The sequence below is a fragment of the Halobellus sp. MBLA0158 genome (assembly GCF_041477585.1).
In the GTDB taxonomy this organism is placed as follows: Archaea; Halobacteriota; Halobacteria; order Halobacteriales; family Haloferacaceae; genus Haloquadratum; species Haloquadratum rubicundus.
Genome location: NZ_JBGNYA010000001.1, coordinates 3,046,248 through 3,063,418, shown reverse-complemented (window position 1 = coordinate 3,063,418; position 17,171 = coordinate 3,046,248). Strand labels below are relative to the sequence as shown.

General features: G+C 68.6%; 17 protein-coding genes. 5 read left to right on the top strand and 12 right to left on the bottom strand.

From position 1 onward, the window contains the following. Positions 1-43: 43 nt before the first annotated feature. Positions 44-532 (bottom strand): FxsA family protein, encoded by a 489-nt coding sequence (locus OS889_RS15595; protein ID WP_372391387.1) that lies wholly within the window; start codon positions 530-532, stop codon positions 44-46. 106 nt (positions 533-638) lie between these two features. Between OS889_RS15595 and OS889_RS15590 the strand changes: the two genes are divergently transcribed. After that, the gene (locus OS889_RS15590) at positions 639-2,372 is read left to right on the top strand and encodes a DUF255 domain-containing protein (protein ID WP_372391384.1); all 1,734 of its coding nucleotides are present in this window, start codon (positions 639-641) and stop codon (positions 2,370-2,372) included. A 97-nt stretch (positions 2,373-2,469) separates the two neighbouring features. Further along, positions 2,470-3,288 (top strand): TrmB family transcriptional regulator, encoded by an 819-nt coding sequence (locus OS889_RS15585; RefSeq protein WP_372391382.1) that lies wholly within the window; start codon positions 2,470-2,472, stop codon positions 3,286-3,288. Between the two features lie 8 nt (positions 3,289-3,296). Here OS889_RS15585 and mptA read toward each other — a convergent pair whose 3' ends face one another. The 5 genes from mptA to OS889_RS15560 all read right to left on the bottom strand — a co-directional run bounded on the left by mptA (position 3,297) and on the right by OS889_RS15560 (position 7,509). Beyond that, the gene (gene mptA, locus OS889_RS15580; RefSeq protein ID WP_372391380.1) at positions 3,297-4,235 is read right to left on the bottom strand and encodes a GTP cyclohydrolase MptA; all 939 of its coding nucleotides are present in this window, start codon (positions 4,233-4,235) and stop codon (positions 3,297-3,299) included. Between the two features lie 130 nt (positions 4,236-4,365). Then, on the bottom strand, positions 4,366-4,809 hold the full coding sequence (locus OS889_RS15575; protein ID WP_372391377.1) for a DUF7124 domain-containing protein: 444 nt from the start codon (positions 4,807-4,809) through the stop codon (positions 4,366-4,368). 51 nt (positions 4,810-4,860) lie between these two features. Continuing rightward, on the bottom strand, positions 4,861-5,091 hold the full coding sequence (locus OS889_RS15570; RefSeq protein ID WP_372391374.1) for a hypothetical protein: 231 nt from the start codon (positions 5,089-5,091) through the stop codon (positions 4,861-4,863). 135 nt (positions 5,092-5,226) lie between these two features. After that, complete coding sequence (locus OS889_RS15565) at positions 5,227-6,471, bottom strand: NAD(P)/FAD-dependent oxidoreductase (protein WP_372391371.1); 1,245 nt, start codon at positions 6,469-6,471, stop codon at positions 5,227-5,229. Positions 6,472-6,684: 213 nt separating this feature from the next. After that, positions 6,685-7,509: an NAD(+)/NADH kinase gene (locus OS889_RS15560; protein WP_372391368.1), complete on the bottom strand. Its 825-nt coding sequence runs from the start codon at positions 7,507-7,509 to the stop codon at positions 6,685-6,687. Positions 7,510-7,739: 230 nt separating this feature from the next. Here OS889_RS15560 and OS889_RS15555 point away from each other — a divergent pair, with 230 nt between their 5' ends. Beyond that, positions 7,740-9,146: a KaiC domain-containing protein gene (locus tag OS889_RS15555; RefSeq protein ID WP_372391365.1), complete on the top strand. Its 1,407-nt coding sequence runs from the start codon at positions 7,740-7,742 to the stop codon at positions 9,144-9,146. Positions 9,147-9,158: 12 nt separating this feature from the next. Here OS889_RS15555 and phoU read toward each other — a convergent pair whose 3' ends face one another. From phoU to OS889_RS15530, 5 genes are all read right to left on the bottom strand, one after another. Further along, a complete protein-coding gene (gene phoU, locus OS889_RS15550) occupies positions 9,159-9,836 on the bottom strand; it encodes a phosphate signaling complex protein PhoU (RefSeq protein ID WP_372391362.1) in 678 nt (225 codons plus the stop codon). Positions 9,837-9,918: 82 nt separating this feature from the next. Continuing rightward, complete coding sequence (gene pstB, locus OS889_RS15545) at positions 9,919-10,791, bottom strand: phosphate ABC transporter ATP-binding protein PstB (RefSeq protein ID WP_372391360.1); 873 nt, start codon at positions 10,789-10,791, stop codon at positions 9,919-9,921. Between the two features lie 11 nt (positions 10,792-10,802). After that, a complete protein-coding gene (gene pstA / locus OS889_RS15540; RefSeq protein WP_372391357.1) occupies positions 10,803-12,452 on the bottom strand; it encodes a phosphate ABC transporter permease PstA in 1,650 nt (549 codons plus the stop codon). 1 nt (position 12,453) lies between these two features. Beyond that, complete coding sequence (gene pstC / locus OS889_RS15535) at positions 12,454-13,413, bottom strand: phosphate ABC transporter permease subunit PstC (RefSeq protein ID WP_372391354.1); 960 nt, start codon at positions 13,411-13,413, stop codon at positions 12,454-12,456. 67 nt (positions 13,414-13,480) lie between these two features. Beyond that, complete coding sequence (locus OS889_RS15530) at positions 13,481-14,524, bottom strand: PstS family phosphate ABC transporter substrate-binding protein (protein WP_372391352.1); 1,044 nt, start codon at positions 14,522-14,524, stop codon at positions 13,481-13,483. Positions 14,525-14,912: 388 nt separating this feature from the next. On the opposite strand from OS889_RS15530, the gene OS889_RS15525 reads away from it, so the two are divergent. Then, positions 14,913-15,914 carry a PhoU domain-containing protein gene (locus OS889_RS15525; RefSeq protein WP_372391350.1) on the top strand — a complete coding sequence of 334 codons (1,002 nt, stop codon included), beginning with the start codon at positions 14,913-14,915 and terminating at the stop codon, positions 15,912-15,914. 58 nt (positions 15,915-15,972) lie between these two features. Here OS889_RS15525 and OS889_RS15520 read toward each other — a convergent pair whose 3' ends face one another. Further along, positions 15,973-16,350: a 30S ribosomal protein S8e gene (locus tag OS889_RS15520; protein WP_372391349.1), complete on the bottom strand. Its 378-nt coding sequence runs from the start codon at positions 16,348-16,350 to the stop codon at positions 15,973-15,975. 305 nt (positions 16,351-16,655) lie between these two features. Between OS889_RS15520 and OS889_RS15515 the strand changes: the two genes are divergently transcribed. Then, positions 16,656-17,168 (top strand): DUF5813 family protein, encoded by a 513-nt coding sequence (locus OS889_RS15515; RefSeq protein ID WP_372391346.1) that lies wholly within the window; start codon positions 16,656-16,658, stop codon positions 17,166-17,168. The last annotated feature ends 3 nt before the right edge of the window (positions 17,169-17,171 follow it).

Genomic DNA, 17,171 nt, shown 5'->3' with positions numbered 1-17,171 from the left:
ACGCCGTCCCCGACAACGTGGAGTCGACGACGAACGCGCCCCGTCAGGAGTTGTCGTCGCCGGGTCGACCGTACTCCTCGGGGTCGAGGTTCACGACGTCGTCGTCGCCGCTCGGGAAGCCGCCGATCCAGACGTTGCCCGAGACGAAGCCGCCGGTCTGGCGGTCCAGATAGGGCCGGACGACGTAGCGCTTCACGACCTCGCGGATCGGATAGCGCGTCACCGGCAGGGCGAGCGCGAAGCCGACGGCGTCGGTCACGATGCCGGGCGTGAGTAGGAACGCCCCCGCGGCGATGAGCAGCCCGCCGTCGAGGAGTTCATCGGTCGGGACCTCCCCCGTCGCGGCCTTCCGCTGGAGCTTTCTGAGGGTGTGCCGGCCCTCGGCGCGGACCAGTAACATTCCGACGAGGCCCGTGAGGACCACGAGCAGGACCGTCGGGACGAACCCGATCGCTCCCGCGACCGGGAGCAACAGGAGCGTGTCGGCGAGGGGGATCGCCAAGAGGAGCGCGATGACCCAGCGCGTTCGCATACGCCCCCGTTCGCGGTCGCCGTTCATAGCCCTTGTGTCGGCGCGGTCGCTCCGGTCGCCGTCGCCTACTCGAAGGGCTTACCCCCGGCGACGCCGGAGCGGGGGTATGACCGACGACCGGACGCACGTCGAGTGGCGCGAGTGGGGCCCCGCGCCGTTCGAGGAGGCAGCGGCCGCCGACCGTCCCGTGCTGCTCGCGCTCACGGCCACGTGGTGCGACAGCTGTCACGAGATGGACGCCGAGACCTACGCGGAGCCGCGGATCGCCGCGAACGTCAACGACGGCTTCGTCCCGATCCGCGTCGACATCGACCGCCGGCCGCGGGTCCGCGAGCGGTACAATATGGGCGGCTTCCCCTCGACGGTCTTCTGCACGCCGTCGGGGAAGGTGATCTCGGGGGCGACGTACCTCGCGCCCGACGGGATGCGCCAGGTCCTCGGCTCCGTCCGCGACCGCTGGACGGAGTCGGGGGAAGACGCGGGGCGGATCCCGCGGGCGCTGGCCGGCGAGCCGACCCCCGCCGGCCCGGTCGACGAGCGGATCGAGTCGCACCTGGCGGGCCAGCTCGACGAGAAGTGGGACCCGCGGTTCGCCGGCTGGGGAACGGACGCGAAGTTCCCGCTCCCGCGGACGATCGAGTTCGCGCTCAAGCGGGCGCGCGACCAGGCGACCGAGACGCTCGGCGCGATCGCCGAATCGCTCTACGACGGCGAGCGCGGCGGCTTCTACCGCTACGCCGAGGGCCGCGACTGGACGGATCCGCACACGGAGAAGGTGCTGGACGCCAACGCCGCCCTGGTCCGCGCGTTCGCCAACGGCTACCTCTACACCGGCGACGACGACCTGCTCGATCCGGCGGTCGGCACGCGTGACTTCCTCGTCGATCGGCTCTGGAACGGGAGCGCCTTCGGCGGGAGCGTCGCCCCCGTCGACGAAGGCGGTGAAGCCGGCGAAGACGACGAGGGCGGAGAGAACGCCGGAGCGCCGGAGTTCGGCCCCCGACGCGACCTGACCGGCTACGCCGGGGGGAACGCGCTGGCGGCCGACGCCTTCCTGACGCTCGCCGCCTACACCGACGACGACCGGGCTACCGAATACGCCGAGCGCGTCCTCGACACTCTGAACCGGGCGTTCGTCGACGACGAGGGCGTGGTCTCGCACTACACCGCCGACGGGGACGCCGAGGGGAGCGCCCCGCCCGAACTGCTCCTCGAAGACCACGCCCGCGTGGTCTCGGCGTTCACCACCGCGCGGCAGGTGCTCGGCCCCGACGCGCTCTCGACCGGCGACCCGCTCGCCGTCGCCCGCCGCGTCGCCGACGCGGCCGTCGACGCGCTCCAGGAGCCCGAGGGCGCCTTCCGCGACGGTCCCGAGGTCGACGTCGGCCTCCTCGACGAACCGCTCCGGCCGCTGGACGGCGGCGTCGAGATGGCGGAGGCGCTCTTGGACCTCTCGGTGCTCTGCCGCGCGACGGAGATCGATGCGGACGGCGGCGAGGGAGACGCCGCCGGACGGACCGCATCGGACTACCGCGACGCGGCCCACGCTGGGATCGCCGCCTTCGCGGGCGCGTGGGACCGGATCGGTATCCAGGTCGCCGGCTACGGCTCGGTGGCGGCGCGGCTGACCCGGTCGGACCTGGTCGTCGCCGTCGGCGACGAAGCCGGTTCGGACCTCCACCGCGCGGCGCTGCGCGTGAGCGACCACGAGGCCGTCGTCGTCCCCGCCGCGCCCGCCGTCGACGCGGGGACCGCGACGGTCCGCGTCGACGACGACGCCCGCGACGCGACGACGCCCGACGAGCTGATGGCGGCCGTCTCGTCGCTCACGGGCTCGTAGTCGGCCCGGGAGACTGGACCGAATCGACGGACCAGGAGAACGAAACACGCGTGTAAACCTCCGGTTCGTTTTTACCCGTGGCTTCGGTGTGAGTGATATGGCCAGCCTCAGGGACCTCGGTCTCTCGGAGTACGAAGCGCGAGCGTACCGGTCGCTGCTGCGGACGGGGGCGACAACCGCAAAGGAGTTGTCGCGCGCCAGCGACGTGCCGATGGGTCGGATCTACGACGTCCTCAACAGCCTCGAACAGCACAACCTCGTCCGGAGCCAGGCGGCGAGCCGGCCGAAGAAGTACGTCGCCGTCGAGCCGGACACCGCGCTCGACCGCCTCTTAGAGAACAAGCGCCGGGAACTCAGGGAGAAGGCGAGCCAGTACGAGAGCGTCGTAGACGAACTCACAGAGGAACTAGAGGCCGCAGAGCCCGTCCAGAGCCAGTTCTGGACGGCCGCCGTCGGCGCCGACGAGTCGATGGAACTGCTCGTCGAGCGCCTCGCCGCCGCGGACGACTCCCTCGTCGTCGTCGCCGGATCGGTGTCGCCGCAGTTCGACCTGGGCGTCGTCGGCGACCAGGTGGCCGAGGAACTGGAGGCGGCGCTGGACCGCGGCGTCGACGTCTCGGTGCTGATGGCCCCGGAATTGGTCGACTCGCTCCCGTCGAGCGTCGGCGACCGCTACCTCGATCGGCTGGCCGACCACCCGGACTTCGCGGTCCGGACGGCGCCGGACCTCTCGGGGACGTTCGAGCTCATCGACGACGTGGAGGTCTGCATCGAGGTGCCGAACCCGCTGGACCCCGCGGAGGCGTTCGCGATGATCGATCTGAAGGACCCGGAGTTCGCCGGCGACGTCCGGGAGATGTTCGACCCGACCTGGGAGGCGGCGGAGCCGCTCTCGCTGGGGACGGGTGAGGAATAGGAACGGAACTACTCCGAGTATCCGTTCACTTCGCTGCGGAGCTGTTCGAGGGTGACCTCGCGCTCGGCGTGGGCGTTGTGCTGGTGGATGGACTCGTCGTTCGACTGCTTCATGTGGACGACGGCGTCGTCGTCGAGGTGGTCGAACTCCTCGACCACCTGCTCGGCCATCGAGCGCACGCAGTCCTCGACGAACTTCGCGTCCGCGTGGGCCTGGTAGGTCATATGGTCCTCGTCGGGGCGCTTGGCGAGGTTGTAGATCCGCGCGGACATCGAGTCGCGGGCGATCTCTGCGATCTCCATCAGGTCGACGTCCGGCGAGCCGTCGGCGGTGACCGTGAGCGTCGCGTGGCCGCGCTGGGAGTGGCCCGGCTGGGGGACCTTCTCCAGGAACTCGTCGATGGTCTCGTCGTCGACATCGAGATCGTGGAGGACGTCGCGGGCGCGCGAGGCCGACATCCCCTGCGAGCAGGGACAGACCGTCATTCCCGTGACCTCGGCGCCGATCTCCTCGCGGGTGCCCTCCTCTGTCGCCGTGGCGCTGGCGACGATGGTGATCGTGCTCTGGGTCGCGAGCCCGCTCGCGGGCGTGTCCTCGCGGACGACGAAGTCCGCCGTCATCCGGACCTCGGCGGTGGAGGTGTAATCGTGCTTCGCGAGCAGGCGCTCGGCGGCGTCGCCGCACATGTCCTCGACGCGGTACGCCGGCTCGGAGACGGCCGACTCCAGGGTCTCGTCGATGACCTGCATGTTCCGACTCATGTCGATCCCCTTGCGACCGCTGGGGAGGTCGACGAACACCTCGAACTCGGCCATCAGGACGAGCGGCCGCTGGTGGCCGTCCCGGGCGAGTTTGACGAGCTTGTCGACGCCGGTGACGCCGACCTGACTCAGCCCCACCGTCACGTCGGGCTGGCTCGCCTGTACGTCAGGAAGCTGGTGACTCATCGTCGGACAGGTAGAACGGTATTCGATTAACGCTTTCGTTCGCCGAAGAATGCGGGGTTTTCGGGCGTTTCCCGGCAAAAATAGCTTTTGGCTGTGGCGGTCGATACGGGCGGATCGCGGTCCGGGCCGATCAGGGCCAGTCGTCGCGATCGCTGGACTCGAAGGGGTCGGTGCTGGCGGCGCTGCCGGCGATGCGCCAGCCCGCGGCCTCCGCGGCGTCCTGAAGGGGGAGGTACTCCCAGCCGGCGGCCTCGGCGATATCCCTGTCCTCCTCGGAGACGCCGACGAAGACGTGCCGATCGGTGTCGAACTGCTCTTTGACGTTTTCGAGGCTCTCTTCGACGCCGCGCGGCCCGGAGAAGAAGTCCTGGCGGACCCGGTGCTTCCGGGTGTAGTTGGTGACGACGTAGGTGGGCTTTTCGCTCACGACGCCGACGTACTCCGTCCACTGTCGGGCGTCGTTGAACACGGCGTTCGGGTCCGCGAGGTTCCGCAGCGCGTCCAGCTCGAACGCCAGCGTCATATCGGCGTCGCCGCCGCCCGGCGCGCCGGCGCCTGAGGGCTCGTCGCTCATACCTCCGCCTATCGCCTACCCGCCGAAAACTGCATCGGTCCGCAACGGCGCTCAGATCACGCAGTAGTACTCGGTGTACCGGACGACGTCCCCGGGTCGGAGCTCCGTGGCGTCGAGCGCGCGGTCGGTGCCGTCGACGACGTCGAGGAACGCCTGTCGGTCGCCCGGCGGGAGCTGATCCACGTGCTGTACGCGATCGGCGGCCTCGACCGTCTCCCCGTCGCACTCGACGACGACGGCAGGGGCGTCTGCGCCGCTCTGGCTTCGATCAGACCGTGACATACGCTACCAAACATCAGGGAAGATCATAAACATTGTGGGGCGATCGACGGACGGCAGGCGACGACAGGCTACGGGAAGCGACGACGGAGAAGGACGACAAAAAAGTCGCGGGCGCGGGTCCGGTCGGCTCGGTCGCTACTCCGCGGGCGCCTCTTCGAGTTCGAGCTCGTCCAGCTCGAAATTCTGCTGCATCAGGACGTCCTTCTGGTCGGCGACGTCGCGGCGCTCGCGCATCAGCTTCTTGTACTTCGACTGCGGCGAGAGGTCGCCGATCAGGACGCCGCCGACGATCCGGCCGTCCTTGAACGCCAGCCGGCGCCACTCGGTGTCGGAGTACTTGGCCTCGGCCTCGTCGTCGCCCAGCGTCGGGTGGCCGAACGAGAGGAACGGGAAGTCGAAGTGGGTGATCGAGTACGAGGAGACCCACTCGAAGGGCTCGGAGCCGTAGTCGACCATGTTCTGTGCGGCGATGGAACCTTGCTCCTTCGCGGAGCCCCACGCGCCGTTCTGGGCGCGCTCGCCGAGGATGAGGTCCTCGAACTGCGTGATGTCGCCGGCGGCGAAGACGTCCTCGTGGTTCGTCTGCATGTACTCGTCGACGACGATGCCGTCGTCGGTCTCGATCGGCGTGTCCTGGAGGATCTCGGTGTTGAAGTTCAGGCCGATCGCGATCCCGACGAAGTCGGCGTCGTACTCGTCGCCGTTGGGGTCGACCGCCGTGGTGACGTGCCCCTCGTCGTCGGTCTCGAAGTGATCGACGCCGGACTGAAAGACGGGCTCGACGTCGCGCTCGCGGAGCGCCTCGTGGATGATCTCGGCGCCCTCCTCCGACAGGGCGTAGCGCCACCAGCAGTCGCCGCGCATCAGGTACTTGCCCTCGACGTCCTGAGCCGCGGTGATGGCGGCGAGGTCGATGCCGAGCAGGCCCGCGCCGACGATGACGGAGTTGTCCGCCTGCTCGATGTGGTTCTTGATCGCCCGGGCGTCCTGGAACGTCCAGAAGTGGTGGACACCCTCGGCGTCGGAGTTGTCGACGGGGAGCTGCGTCGGCGTCCCGCCGGTCGCGACGAGCAGCTTGTCCCAGGCGTACTCCTCGCCCTCGTGGGTCTCGATGGTGTGGCCGTCGACGTCGATGTCGACGACGAGCGTGTTGAGCTGGAGGTCGATGTCCCGCTCGTCGTACCACGACTCGTCGTGGATCGAGATGGGCGCCTCGGGGAGCTTGCCTTTCGCGAACTCCTTGATCAGAATGCGGTTATACAGGGCTTCGCCCTCGTCCGTGATGACGGTGATATCGGCGTCGGGATCCTCCTCGCGGAGGGTTTCGGCGGCGGAACTGCCCGCGACACCGTCGCCGATGATCACGTACGACTGAGTCATATCCGACGGGTTCGGGTTCGGGGTTAATGTGGATTGCTATACGCGAAAGAGTGCGATACTCGGCCGCACACCACGCCGTTCGACCGATACTGTCGGTCCAGAACCGAATTGAACCGACATCGTCGCTCGAATTTCCGTGTCGGTTCTCCATCTCGGATCATCTCGAAATACGGCCGACATCGTCGACGGCGAGGCCGATCCCCGGACCGCCCGTCAGTCCAGTTTCCCGAGCGCCTCGAAGAAGTCGGAGGCGGGCCCCGCCATCCGAACCGGGTCGTCCGCGAGTTCGATCGTCACTTCCGTGGGCGGCGCGACCGGCTCGCGGACCCGCCCGTCGACGACCACCACGGCCTCCGCGGCGTCCGCGACGGCGACGGTCACGGTCACGTCGCGGTCGACGACGAGCGGCGGGCGCCCGTCGGCGTCGGCCATCTGCGTGACGACGAACCCCGGGACCCCGGGGTGGACGAGCGGCCCGTCCTCGCTGAGGTTGTACGCGGTGCTCCCGGTCGGCGTCGCCACGAGGACGCCGTCGGCGTGGCCGTCGGCGTAAGGGGAGCCGTCGATCCGGACGTCGATCGTCGCGCCGCCGCCGTGGCCCCGTCGAGCGCCCTGGACGACGACCTCGTTGACCGCGGGCGGGAGCGTCCACCCCTCGCCGGCGGCCTGGAGCCGCGGCATCGACCGCGTCGGGAGGTCGCCGTCCTCGCGGAACCGCCGGACCTCACGCAGCACGGCGTCGACCGCGTCCTCGGGGTTGACGGCGTTGAGAAAGCCCACCTCGCCGAGATTGACGCCGAGGACCGGCGTGTCCTGCGCCCCGTGGGCGGCGAAGAGGAACGTCCCGTCGCCGCCGATGCTGACCACCAGATCGGCCATGTGGAACGTGCTGACGGCGTGGCCCGACACGTCGAGTTCGGCGGCCGTCGCCGCGTCGATCCAGACGGTGACGTCCTCCGCGCGGAGCCGCTCGCGGATGTCGCTCGCGAGCCGCGCCGTGCGGTCGTTGTCCCACTGCGCGACGATGGCCACCTTCATCTCGCCGCGAGGTTCGACGCGCCGGCCAAAAAGGGCTCCGTCACGCACCGGGTCGCGCCCGACCGCGGCCGATCGTCTCCGACGCGCGTCACCACGGGCAACATTCATAGCCGGGCCGACCCTCTTCTCGACGACGGGGATGGCACGGATGCAAGCGCGTTCGCGGCGCGGTCACAGGCGCAGTCGCGCGGTCGCGGACACGAGCCGAGGTCTGCGCTCGGGTGAGTGCCGTGAGTGACGACGACGATTGGTTCGAGCGGGCCCTCAGAGACGAGTCCGAGACGGACGAGGACGCCGACCGCGCTGACGCGACGGAGGACGCCGACGAAGCGGCCGATTCCGATGTCGACGCCGACGCGGACGACGGCGGGACCGAGATCGTCGGGACCGACGAACCGGCCGCGGAAGCAGAAGCGGGACCGGTATCGGAATCGGGATCGGAAGCCGATACGGAAGAGGCGAACACGGATACAGGCACAGATACAGACACGGAAACGGACGAGGCCGACGTGGAGTGGACGCCCGAAGGGACCGACGGGCGAACTCCGGACGAATCCGACGCCGGCGGCGACGGATCGGACTCAGGGATCGAATCGGCCGCCGCCGACCAGATGGGCTCGGCCGCCGACGAACCGACCGACGAGAACCCCTTCGAGGTGGACTTCGCGTCCGCGCTCGGTGACGCGCCGGAGCCGGACGTCGGCGCCGGGCCGGACAGTCAGGATCCGTTCGGCGACTCCGGTGGGGCCGGTGGCGCCGGCGGCCCCGGCGGTGGCGACCCCGAGTTCGGCGGCCTCGGAGGCGGCGACGACTTCGGAGACGACTTCGGCGGTGACTTCGGCGGCGGCGACGATTTCGGCGGTGGCGACGACTTCGGATTCGCGGACTTCGACGACGGCCCCGAGGGGTTCGACGCCGACGCGGGCGAGTTCGAGTCGGAACTCGAACGCCTGGACATCGGGATCGACGGCCTCGACAATATGATCCTCGGCGGCGTCCCGCGGCGCTCGCTGATGGTGGCGATCGGGTCGGCCGGGACGGGGAAGACGACCTTCGGCCTCCAGTTCCTGAACCACGGGCTCGAACACGGCGAGGACGCCGTCTACATCACCCTCGAAGAGAGCCACCAGCGCATCCGCGACACGGCGGCCGAGAAGGGCTGGGAGTTCGAGCGCTACGTCGACGAGGATCGACTGGCGATCGTCGACATCGACCCCATCGAGATGGCGAACAGCCTCGACAGCATCCAGAGCGACCTCCCAGACCTGATCTCGGAGTTCGGCGCCGACCGGCTGGTGTTGGACTCGGTCTCGCTCCTGGAGATGATGTACGAGAGCGCGCCGCAGCGCCGCAGCCAGGTGTTCGGCTTCACCCGCGCGCTGAAGAACGCCGGCATCACGACGCTCATGACCTCCGAGGCGAGCCCGGAGAACGCCTACGTCTCCCGCTTCGGCATCGTCGAGTACCTCGCGGACGCGGTGTTCGTCCTCCAGTACGTCCGCCCCAGCGACTTCCGGGAGACGCGGCTGGCGATCGAGATCCAGAAGATCCGCGACGCGAACCACTCCCGGGAGACGAAGCCCTACGAGCTCACCGGCGCCGGGATCAGCGTCTACCGCCAGGCGAACATCTTCTGAGCCGAATCGGCCTCAGTACAGCAGCTCCGCGTCGTCTTCGATCATATACAGCGACCGCGCGGCGATGTTGACCGCGTGGTCGCCGACGCGTTCGAGGTCCCGGATCGTCAGGAGGAGCCGCGAGATGTCCTGCATATACGCCTCGGCGTCGGCGTCGTCCTCGCCGAACGGGTCGCTCTCGATGAGGTCGCGGACGACCGTCGCGCTCGCGGCCTCGCACATCGCGTCGACCTCGTCGTCGCGCTCGGCGACGGCGTAGCACGCCTCGGCCTCCTCGGCGGCGTAGGCCGCCATCGCGTCGTCGAGCATCTCCAGGGTCTCGACGCCGATCTGCTGGACGTCGACCTCGGGGAAGACGTCCTGGTCGGCGTCCAGCGCGTACTGCGCGAGGTTCACCGCCAGGTCGCCGATGCGTTCGAGGTCGGTGATGATCTTGAACGTGGCCGCGATGAACCGCAGGTCGGAGGCGACCGGCTGCTGGAGCGCGATCAGATCGACGCACTCGCCTTCGAGTTCGAGGTACATCCGGTTTACCTCGTCGTCGCCGTCGATGACCTCCTGGGCGGTCTCCCGGTCCTTCTGTTCGAGCGCGTCGAGTCCCCACCGCAGGCGCTCGGCGACGATCTCGCTCATGTAGAGGACGTCGTCGCGGAGGTTCGACAGGGACTCCTGGTACTCCTGTCTGGGCATACCTGTTCGCACACGGGACGGCAGTATAATAGTGTCGCGGCGGCGGCGGAATCGACGCCCCGGAGCGCCGACGTCCGGCGACCTACCCGAACTTGCCCGTGATGTAGTCTTCGACGCGCTGGCTCTCGGGGTTCTCGAAGATCTTCTGGGTGTCGTCGAACTCGACGAGCTCGCCGCCGGTGAGGAAGACGGCGGTCTGATCGGAGATGCGCGCGGCCTGCTGCATGTTGTGCGTGACGATGACGACGGTGTAGTCCTGGGCGAGCTCCTCGATGAGGTCTTCGATCTGGGAGGTCGCGACCGGGTCCAGCGCCGAGGCGGGCTCGTCCATCAGGAGGACCTCCGGGTCGGGCGCGATCGCGCGGGCGATGCAGAGCCGCTGTTGCTGGCCCCCCGAGAGGTCCAGCCCCGACTCGTCGAGCTGGTCTTTCACCTCGTCCCACAGCGCGGCCCGCTTCAGCGAGCGCTCGACGATCTCGTCGTAGTCGCCGCCCTTGTTCTGGATCTCCAGCCCGTAGGTGACGTTGTCGTAGATGCTCTTCGGGAAGGGGTTGGGCTTCTGGAAGACCATTCCCACTCGTCGCCGGAGCGCCACGGGATCGACGTCGTCGTCGTAGACGTTCTTGCCCCGGAGGTAGAGGTCGCCCTCGACGCGCGCGCTGTCGATGAGGTCGTTCATCCGGTTGATACACCGGAGGAACGTCGACTTCCCGCAGCCCGAGGGGCCGACCATCGCGGTGACGCTCTTTTCGGGGATCGACAGCGTGATGTCCTGGAGCGCCTGGTCGTCGCCGTACCAGACGTTGATGTCCTCGGCGCGGACGACGGTCTCGCGCCGCGTCGACCCCGACGACGACACGCTCTCGCTGACGTCGGTCTGGATCAGCATCTCGTCGTCCGTGGGGTCCGGCGAGTCGCCACCGCCGCTCGATTCGTCCGTGTTCTGTTGGCTCATTGTGTCGTAACTCACCCTGTTCGCTCAAACTTGTTCCGGAGCACGATCGCGACCGAGTTCATCGCCAGGAGGACGGCGAGGAGGACCACCACGCCGGCCGGGACGGCCTTCGTGTAGAAGTCCTCGCTCGCGAAGAGGCTCGACCACGCGTACACCTGGAGCGGCATCGCGCTCACCTTCGAGGAGAGCGTGCTCGGGAGGTTGAAGACGACGTTCGGCGCGCCGATCATGATCAGCGGCGCGGTCTCGCCGATCGCCCGCCCCAGCGCGAGGATCGTTCCCGTGAGGATGCCGGGGAACGCCTCCGGCAGGACCACGTTGCGGACGGTCTGCCACCGCGTCGCGCCCATCCCGTAGGAGGCCTGGCGGAGGTCCGAGGGCACAGAGCGGATCGCCTCGCGCGCGGAGATGATGACGATCGGGAGGATCAACAGCGCGAGCGTCGCGCCGCCGACGAGCACCGTCCCCGGCGGTTGGCCGAGGTAGGTCACGAACACGCCCAGGCCGAGCAGGCCGTAGACCACCGAGGGGACGCCCGCGAGGTTCGAGATGTTGACGTCGACGAAGCGCGTGAGCGCGTTGTCGGGCGCGTACTCCTCCAGGTAGACCGCGGCGCCGACCCCCAGGGGGAACGACAGCGCCGCGACCGTCGCCATCAGGAGGATCGACCCGCCGATCGCCGGGTAGAGCCCGGCGTCGACCGCGGTCCCGCTGTGGGAGCTGGTCAGGAAGCCCCAGTCGACCCACGACTGCGGCCCGGCGAAGCCGAGCGCGTCGACCGCGACCGCGCCGACGAGCGCGCCGCCCACGACGACCGCGGCGAAGCCGACGCCGGCCGGCCGGCGCTCCTCGGTGAACGCCCCGCGCCAGGCGTACGTCGCGGTCGGGACGAGCGCGACGCCGGTGACGACGATCGCCGGGACCGAACTGAGCCCCGCGAGCGGCCCGACCACGGCGCTCGCGAGGACGGCGACGAACGCCGCGGCGCCGGCGTACAGCCCGGTTCGGGCGTCGCGGACGCCCGCGACGTACGCGGCCGTCGCGCCCGCGGCGGCGCCGCCGATCACGGTGCCGACCATCATCCAGTCGACCGGGATGACGGGGATGCCCTGGATCGCCTGCGCGAGGCTCGGGACCAGTTGGGGGACGCCGAGCACGCCGCCGAGCGGGCCCGGGATCCCGAGTAAGGAGAGGTAGAACGCGAGCGTCGTGATCGCGAGCCGCGGCGTGAAGGCGATCCGGTGGGCGTACCGCGTCAGGCCCACCGAGACCCCGACGGGCACGACGAGCGCGATCGCGAACGCGAACGCGACGAGCGGCGGCACGACGTCGACGACGAGCAGGCCGACGCCCCCGCTGAACATCAGCGAGACGACGAGCAGGCCGACGAGGAAGACGCCGAAGGCGAAGGCCTCGCGGTCCCGACGACGGACGTACCAGCCGACCGCCGCCGTCGGCGCGACGAGCGTGAGGAAGTAGACGAGGTACCAGCCGGCGTCGGCCGAGAGCGGCTGGATCGCGTCGTTGGCGACGTAGACCAGAAGGACCGCGAGCGTGACGATGCCGAACATCGTCGCCGCGAGCAGGAGATAGCGGAAGACCGTCCCCACGGTGCGGCTGACCTGGCCGAAGTCTTCGATCCGTTTGCTCTCTGCGGCCATCTCAGTACTCCTCCCGGTACCGCTGGGCGACGAAGTCGCTGATGACGTTCATGACGAGGGTGATGACGAAGAGGACCAAGCCGATCGCAAAGAGGCTCCGGTAGGCGAGACCGCCGCCGGTGATGTCGCCCAAGAGGAGCTGGACCATCGCGGCGGTCATCGGCAGCGCGCCTTCCAGGTAGGAGGCGGGGTTCAGGGGATTGAGGAACTGCGCCCGCGACCCGGCGGCGATGGTGACGGCCATCGTCTCGCCGATGGCCCGCGAGAGTGCCAGGATGAACGAGGAGAAGATCCCCGACAGCGCCGCGGGGACGACGATGCCGGTCGCGACGTCGAACTTCGTCGCGCCCATCCCGTAGCCCGCCTGCCGGAGGTCGTCGGGGACGGCCGACATCGCGTCCTCGGAGATCGACGCGACCATCGGGATGATCATGATGCCGACGACGATGCTGGCCGAGAGCATGTTGAACGTCCCGATGCTGGGGAAGACCGTCGAGAGCGCGGGCGTGATGTAGATCAGCGCGAAGAAGCCGTAGACGACCGTCGGGACCCCGGCGAGGATCTCCAAGGCGGGCTTGAGCACCGACCGGGCCCGCTGGCTGGCGTACTCGCTGAGGTAGATCGCGGTCGCGACGCCGAGGGGAATCGCGATGACCGCCGAGCCGATCGTGATCATAAGCGTCGCCGAGACCAGCGCCAGCACGCCGAACTGCCCGCTGTTGATCTGCCAGGACGTGCCGGTGAGGAAGTCGACGAGCGAGGCCGTCTCCCCCGCGACGCCCATAAGCGGCGCGGTGATCGTGAAGAACTTCGCGGCCTCGGTCACGAGCAACACGACGATACTGATCGTGGTGACGATCGAGAGGCCGGCGCACAGGAAGAAGAACGTCCGGGTCAGGAGTTCTCGCGGTGAGTTTTCGGTCTGCCGGGTGAGGTCGGCCTCCAACTCGTCTGTGCTCATTGTATGGTGGGATTACTGGGGTACGAAAAAGCGCTTCGTTACCTGTTCCGTGCTCGCGGGCGCGCGGTCAGTTCGACCCCGTCGCTTCGTCGAGGCGCGACAGCATCTCCGATTGCTCCTCGTCGCTCAGGGGCACGTAGCCGACCTCGTCGGCGACGATGTCGCGGCTCGTGGCGTTCTCGATCCAGAAGCGGGCGAAGGAGGCGATGTGTTCTTCCTCCAGCGCCGAGACCTTGGGGTAGGTGAAGAGCGGGCGCGACAGCGGCGTGTAGTCGCCGGCGAGCGCCGTTTCGAGGGACGGCTCGACGTACTCGCCGTCGCCGTCGCTGATCGGCACGGCCTGGACCGTGTCCTGGTTCTCGCTGTAGTAGGCGTAGCCGAGGTAGCCCATCGCGTACTCCGAGCCGGCGACGCCCTGGATGATCGTCCGGTCCTGCTCGGTCGGCGAGTAGTCCTGGCGGTGGCTGCCCTCCTCGCCGAGGATCGCCTCGTGGAAGTAGTCGTACGTCCCGGAGGCGTCGGAGGGGCCGTACAGTTCGAGCGGCTCGTCCGGCCACTCGGAGTTGACGTCGGCCCACGTCTCCGGCGCCGAGTCGGCCGACCAGATCTCGTCGAGCTGCTCGACGGTGAGCCCGTCGCCGATCCAGTCGTTGTCGGTGTTGACGATGACCGTCAGCGCGTCGGTCGCGACCTTGAGCTCGACGGGGTCGACGTCGTTTTCCGAACACTGGTCTTCCTCCTCGGGCTGGATCGGCCGCGAGGCGTTGTTGAAGTCGGTCTGGCCCGTACAGAAGTAGTTCGCGAAGCCGCCGCCCGACCCCGTCGACTGGAGGCTGATGTCGACGCCGCTGTGGTTCTCCTGGAACCGCTGGGCCATCGCGGTCGCGAGCGGGAAGACCGTCGAAGAGCCCGCGATGGCGATCTCCCCCGAGAGGCTGTCGGAGCCGTCGGAGTCACCCGAATCGTCGGACCCGTCCGTCGGCTCCTCGGTCGACCCGCCGCCCGTGTTGCTCTGCGTGCAGCCGGCGAGCCCGGCGACGCCGAGCGCGCCCGAGGCGGCGATGAATTTCCGGCGTGAGAGCCCACGAGTCTGCGTGCTGTCGCGCGTCATCGACTGCGAGTACCCGGATGACGGATAAAACGTCTACTAATATAACTATATAGATAAAATAGCAGTACGTATGATGACTTCTCGCAAGCGAGTCGCCGTTGACGACGGCCCGGCCTCGTCGTTCGACGGCGCGAGACGCCAACTTCCTGTTCGACCGACGAGCGGGAATATCCCCGATAAAGGGTTCAAAGACCCAGATAACGACCGTTATGGATACAGTGTGTCCTCCCGCGATTGACGGCGCCGCAAACGGGGTCTCTCCACGGATACCTCTATGCGGATCAATAGCACTCCCCACGGGGAACGAGCCACCGAACTGTTCGGACTCGCGACTGCCGACTATATATCTATAGGCACATTTATATTCCGAGGTTCGTAACGCCCGCGTATGGTCGAAACGCGGAAGGTGCAGGTCACCGGCGGCTCGACGTACACCGTCTCGATCCCGAAGGAGTGGGCGACCGAAAACGACGTCTCGGCGGGGAGCGTCGTGGAGTTCTACCCCGAGGGCGACTCGCTGTTTCTCGCGCCCGCGAACGAGGACGAGCGTACTGAGGGCACCCTCGACGTCACGGACCTGGAGGGCGACGAACTCACGCGCGCGGTGATGACGATGTACGTGAGCGGCTTCGACATCATCAACCTCGAGAGCTCCCGGATCACGACCGACCAGCGCCGGACTATCCGGGAGGCGACCCAGAGCCTCGTCGGCCTCGAAGTGCTGGAGGAGACCCGCGACACGGTCGTCATCCGCGACCTCCTGGACTCGGCTGAGCTGTCGATCCACACCGCCGTCCGCCGGATGCGCCTCATCTCGCTGTCGATGCTCTCGGACGCGGTCGACGCGCTCGCGGAACTGGACACGGATATGGCCCGCGATGTGATCCAGCGGGACGACGACGTCGACCGCCTCTGGATGGTCGTCTCGCGCATCTTCCGCGCGACGCTCCGCACGCCGAAGGCCGCCGAGGAGCTCGGCCTCCCCCGCGAGGTCTGCTTCGACTACCAGTCCGCGGCCCGCCAGCTGGAGCGCATCGCCGACCACGCGACGAAGATCGCCCACCTCACCCTGGAGTTCGAGCGTCCCGTCCCCGAGGAGGTGATCGACGCCCTCTACGAGCTCCACGAGGAGGCCCGCGAGATCGTCGACGGCGGGATGGACGCACTCCTGGCTGACGAAAGCGACGAGGCCACCCGGCTGGCCAACGACGCCCGCGAGTCCGTCCAGAAGATCGACGAGCGCGCGCGCCGGATCGACGAGCTCCTGCGCGACCTCGATCCGGCGCGCGCGCAGCTCCTGGGGCTCATCGTCGACTCCGTCTCGCGGAGCGCGGACTACGGCGGCAACATCGCCGAGACCGCGCTCCAGAAGGCCGCGCCGACCCCGTAAAGGGAGTCGGAAGCCAGCGCCGCCGCTCGCGGTCGCGGAAAACGGAGAGAAGACGGCGTTACTCCTCGTCGACGAGGACGGCGTTGACCTGGCCGGTCTGGCCGGGGCGGGAGGTGACGCGGGCGGTGCCCTCGCTGGTCTCGATGATCGCGCCCTTCGTGATGATGTTCCGACGAGCGTAGTTGACGTTCGCGGGGTTCTCGATCACGTTCTCGATCTCCGCTTCGGTCGTCTCGCCGTCTTCGGCGACCTGCGCGACGTCCGTCGAGAGCGCGCGGACCTTCGTGTCGTTGCCGCGGGAGTCGATGGTCTGGAAGCGCGGCTCGCCGACGGTGGTCTCGGCGGGCTGGCGGCCCAGCTGGTGGCGCGTCTTCTTGTGCGAGCGTCGGCGTCGGCCGCCGGTCCGCTTCCGCTTGGAGCGTCCTTGGTCCTGCATACCCGGTATCTGTCCGGGTGAGTACTTCAATCGCTCGCATCGCGGATGCGCGAAGCGGCGCTGCGGCTCGGATGCGTACTTCGCCTAAAAGGAAGCAACCGTCCGGGAACGGCCCGGACGGTTACTGCCGCCCTGAATTGGTCCCCGCTGACGCTTCGGCCCTCCAGACGAAGCGTCACTTGGGCGATTGGGCGGATACCACTTAAGCGTGCCGCACGCGGAAACGCGTTTTCTCGGTTTGACACGTCCCCGTCGGCGCTCTGCGACACGAGACGCTTTTGTCGCTCCCGGCGCTTCTTCCGTCGATGAGCGACAGTGACGCCGAGTCGCGAGCCCGACGGGCCGTCGAGAACCACGACTCCTACGAGCGGCAGTCCGAGGGCCGGTACGCCGTGACCTCGACCGTCTTCGACGCGGACGTCGAAATCGGAGGCCGAGAGGGCAGGGCCGTCTTCGCCGTCGAAGTTCGAGTCCCGATGCTCGACGCCGTCACCGCCGACCGCGTCGCGCCGGTCGTCGAGGACGGCTGGTTCAACACCCTCTCGCTCCGGCTGGAAGACGTCGACGGCGTGTTGCGCGGGACCGACGACGTCGCGGTCGACGTCGACCGCGGGGAGGCCGAGGCCGCGGTGCGCGCGGAGCTCGCCGACCTCGACGCGGCGCGCGGCGCGGACGACGCCGTCGCGGTCGTGGAGTACGTCGAGGGCACCTACGTCGAGGGCATCATCCCGGGCTACGACTACACGGAGCCCGTCACGCACCTGATCCAGCGCGCGGCCGACGCCGGCGGCGGGACCGAGGGCGGGACGCCGCTGTAGGCG

Excerpts from the sequence above, each read along its gene's own strand:
- mptA (WP_372391380.1), bottom strand. The coding sequence starts at position 4,235 with ATGAGTCACCAGCTTCCTGACGTACAGGCGAGCCAGCCCGACGTGACG.
- pstC (WP_372391354.1), bottom strand. The coding sequence starts at position 13,413 with ATGAGCACAGACGAGTTGGAGGCCGACCTCACCCGGCAGACCGAAAAC.
- OS889_RS15585 (WP_372391382.1), top strand. The coding sequence starts at position 2,470 with ATGGCCAGCCTCAGGGACCTCGGTCTCTCGGAGTACGAAGCGCGAGCG.
- OS889_RS15575 (WP_372391377.1), bottom strand. The coding sequence starts at position 4,809 with ATGAGCGACGAGCCCTCAGGCGCCGGCGCGCCGGGCGGCGGCGACGCC.
- OS889_RS15530 (WP_372391352.1), bottom strand. The coding sequence starts at position 14,524 with ATGACGCGCGACAGCACGCAGACTCGTGGGCTCTCACGCCGGAAATTC.
- OS889_RS15595 (WP_372391387.1), bottom strand. The coding sequence starts at position 532 with ATGCGAACGCGCTGGGTCATCGCGCTCCTCTTGGCGATCCCCCTCGCC.
- OS889_RS15560 (WP_372391368.1), bottom strand. The coding sequence starts at position 7,509 with ATGAAGGTGGCCATCGTCGCGCAGTGGGACAACGACCGCACGGCGCGG.
- pstA (WP_372391357.1), bottom strand. The coding sequence starts at position 12,452 with ATGGCCGCAGAGAGCAAACGGATCGAAGACTTCGGCCAGGTCAGCCGC.
- OS889_RS15520 (WP_372391349.1), bottom strand. The coding sequence starts at position 16,350 with ATGCAGGACCAAGGACGCTCCAAGCGGAAGCGGACCGGCGGCCGACGC.
- OS889_RS15590 (WP_372391384.1), top strand. The coding sequence starts at position 639 with ATGACCGACGACCGGACGCACGTCGAGTGGCGCGAGTGGGGCCCCGCG.
- OS889_RS15525 (WP_372391350.1), top strand. The coding sequence starts at position 14,913 with ATGGTCGAAACGCGGAAGGTGCAGGTCACCGGCGGCTCGACGTACACC.
- OS889_RS15515 (WP_372391346.1), top strand. The coding sequence starts at position 16,656 with ATGAGCGACAGTGACGCCGAGTCGCGAGCCCGACGGGCCGTCGAGAAC.
- phoU (WP_372391362.1), bottom strand. The coding sequence starts at position 9,836 with ATGCCCAGACAGGAGTACCAGGAGTCCCTGTCGAACCTCCGCGACGAC.
- pstB (WP_372391360.1), bottom strand. The coding sequence starts at position 10,791 with ATGAGCCAACAGAACACGGACGAATCGAGCGGCGGTGGCGACTCGCCG.
- OS889_RS15565 (WP_372391371.1), bottom strand. The coding sequence starts at position 6,471 with ATGACTCAGTCGTACGTGATCATCGGCGACGGTGTCGCGGGCAGTTCC.
- OS889_RS15570 (WP_372391374.1), bottom strand. The coding sequence starts at position 5,091 with ATGTCACGGTCTGATCGAAGCCAGAGCGGCGCAGACGCCCCTGCCGTC.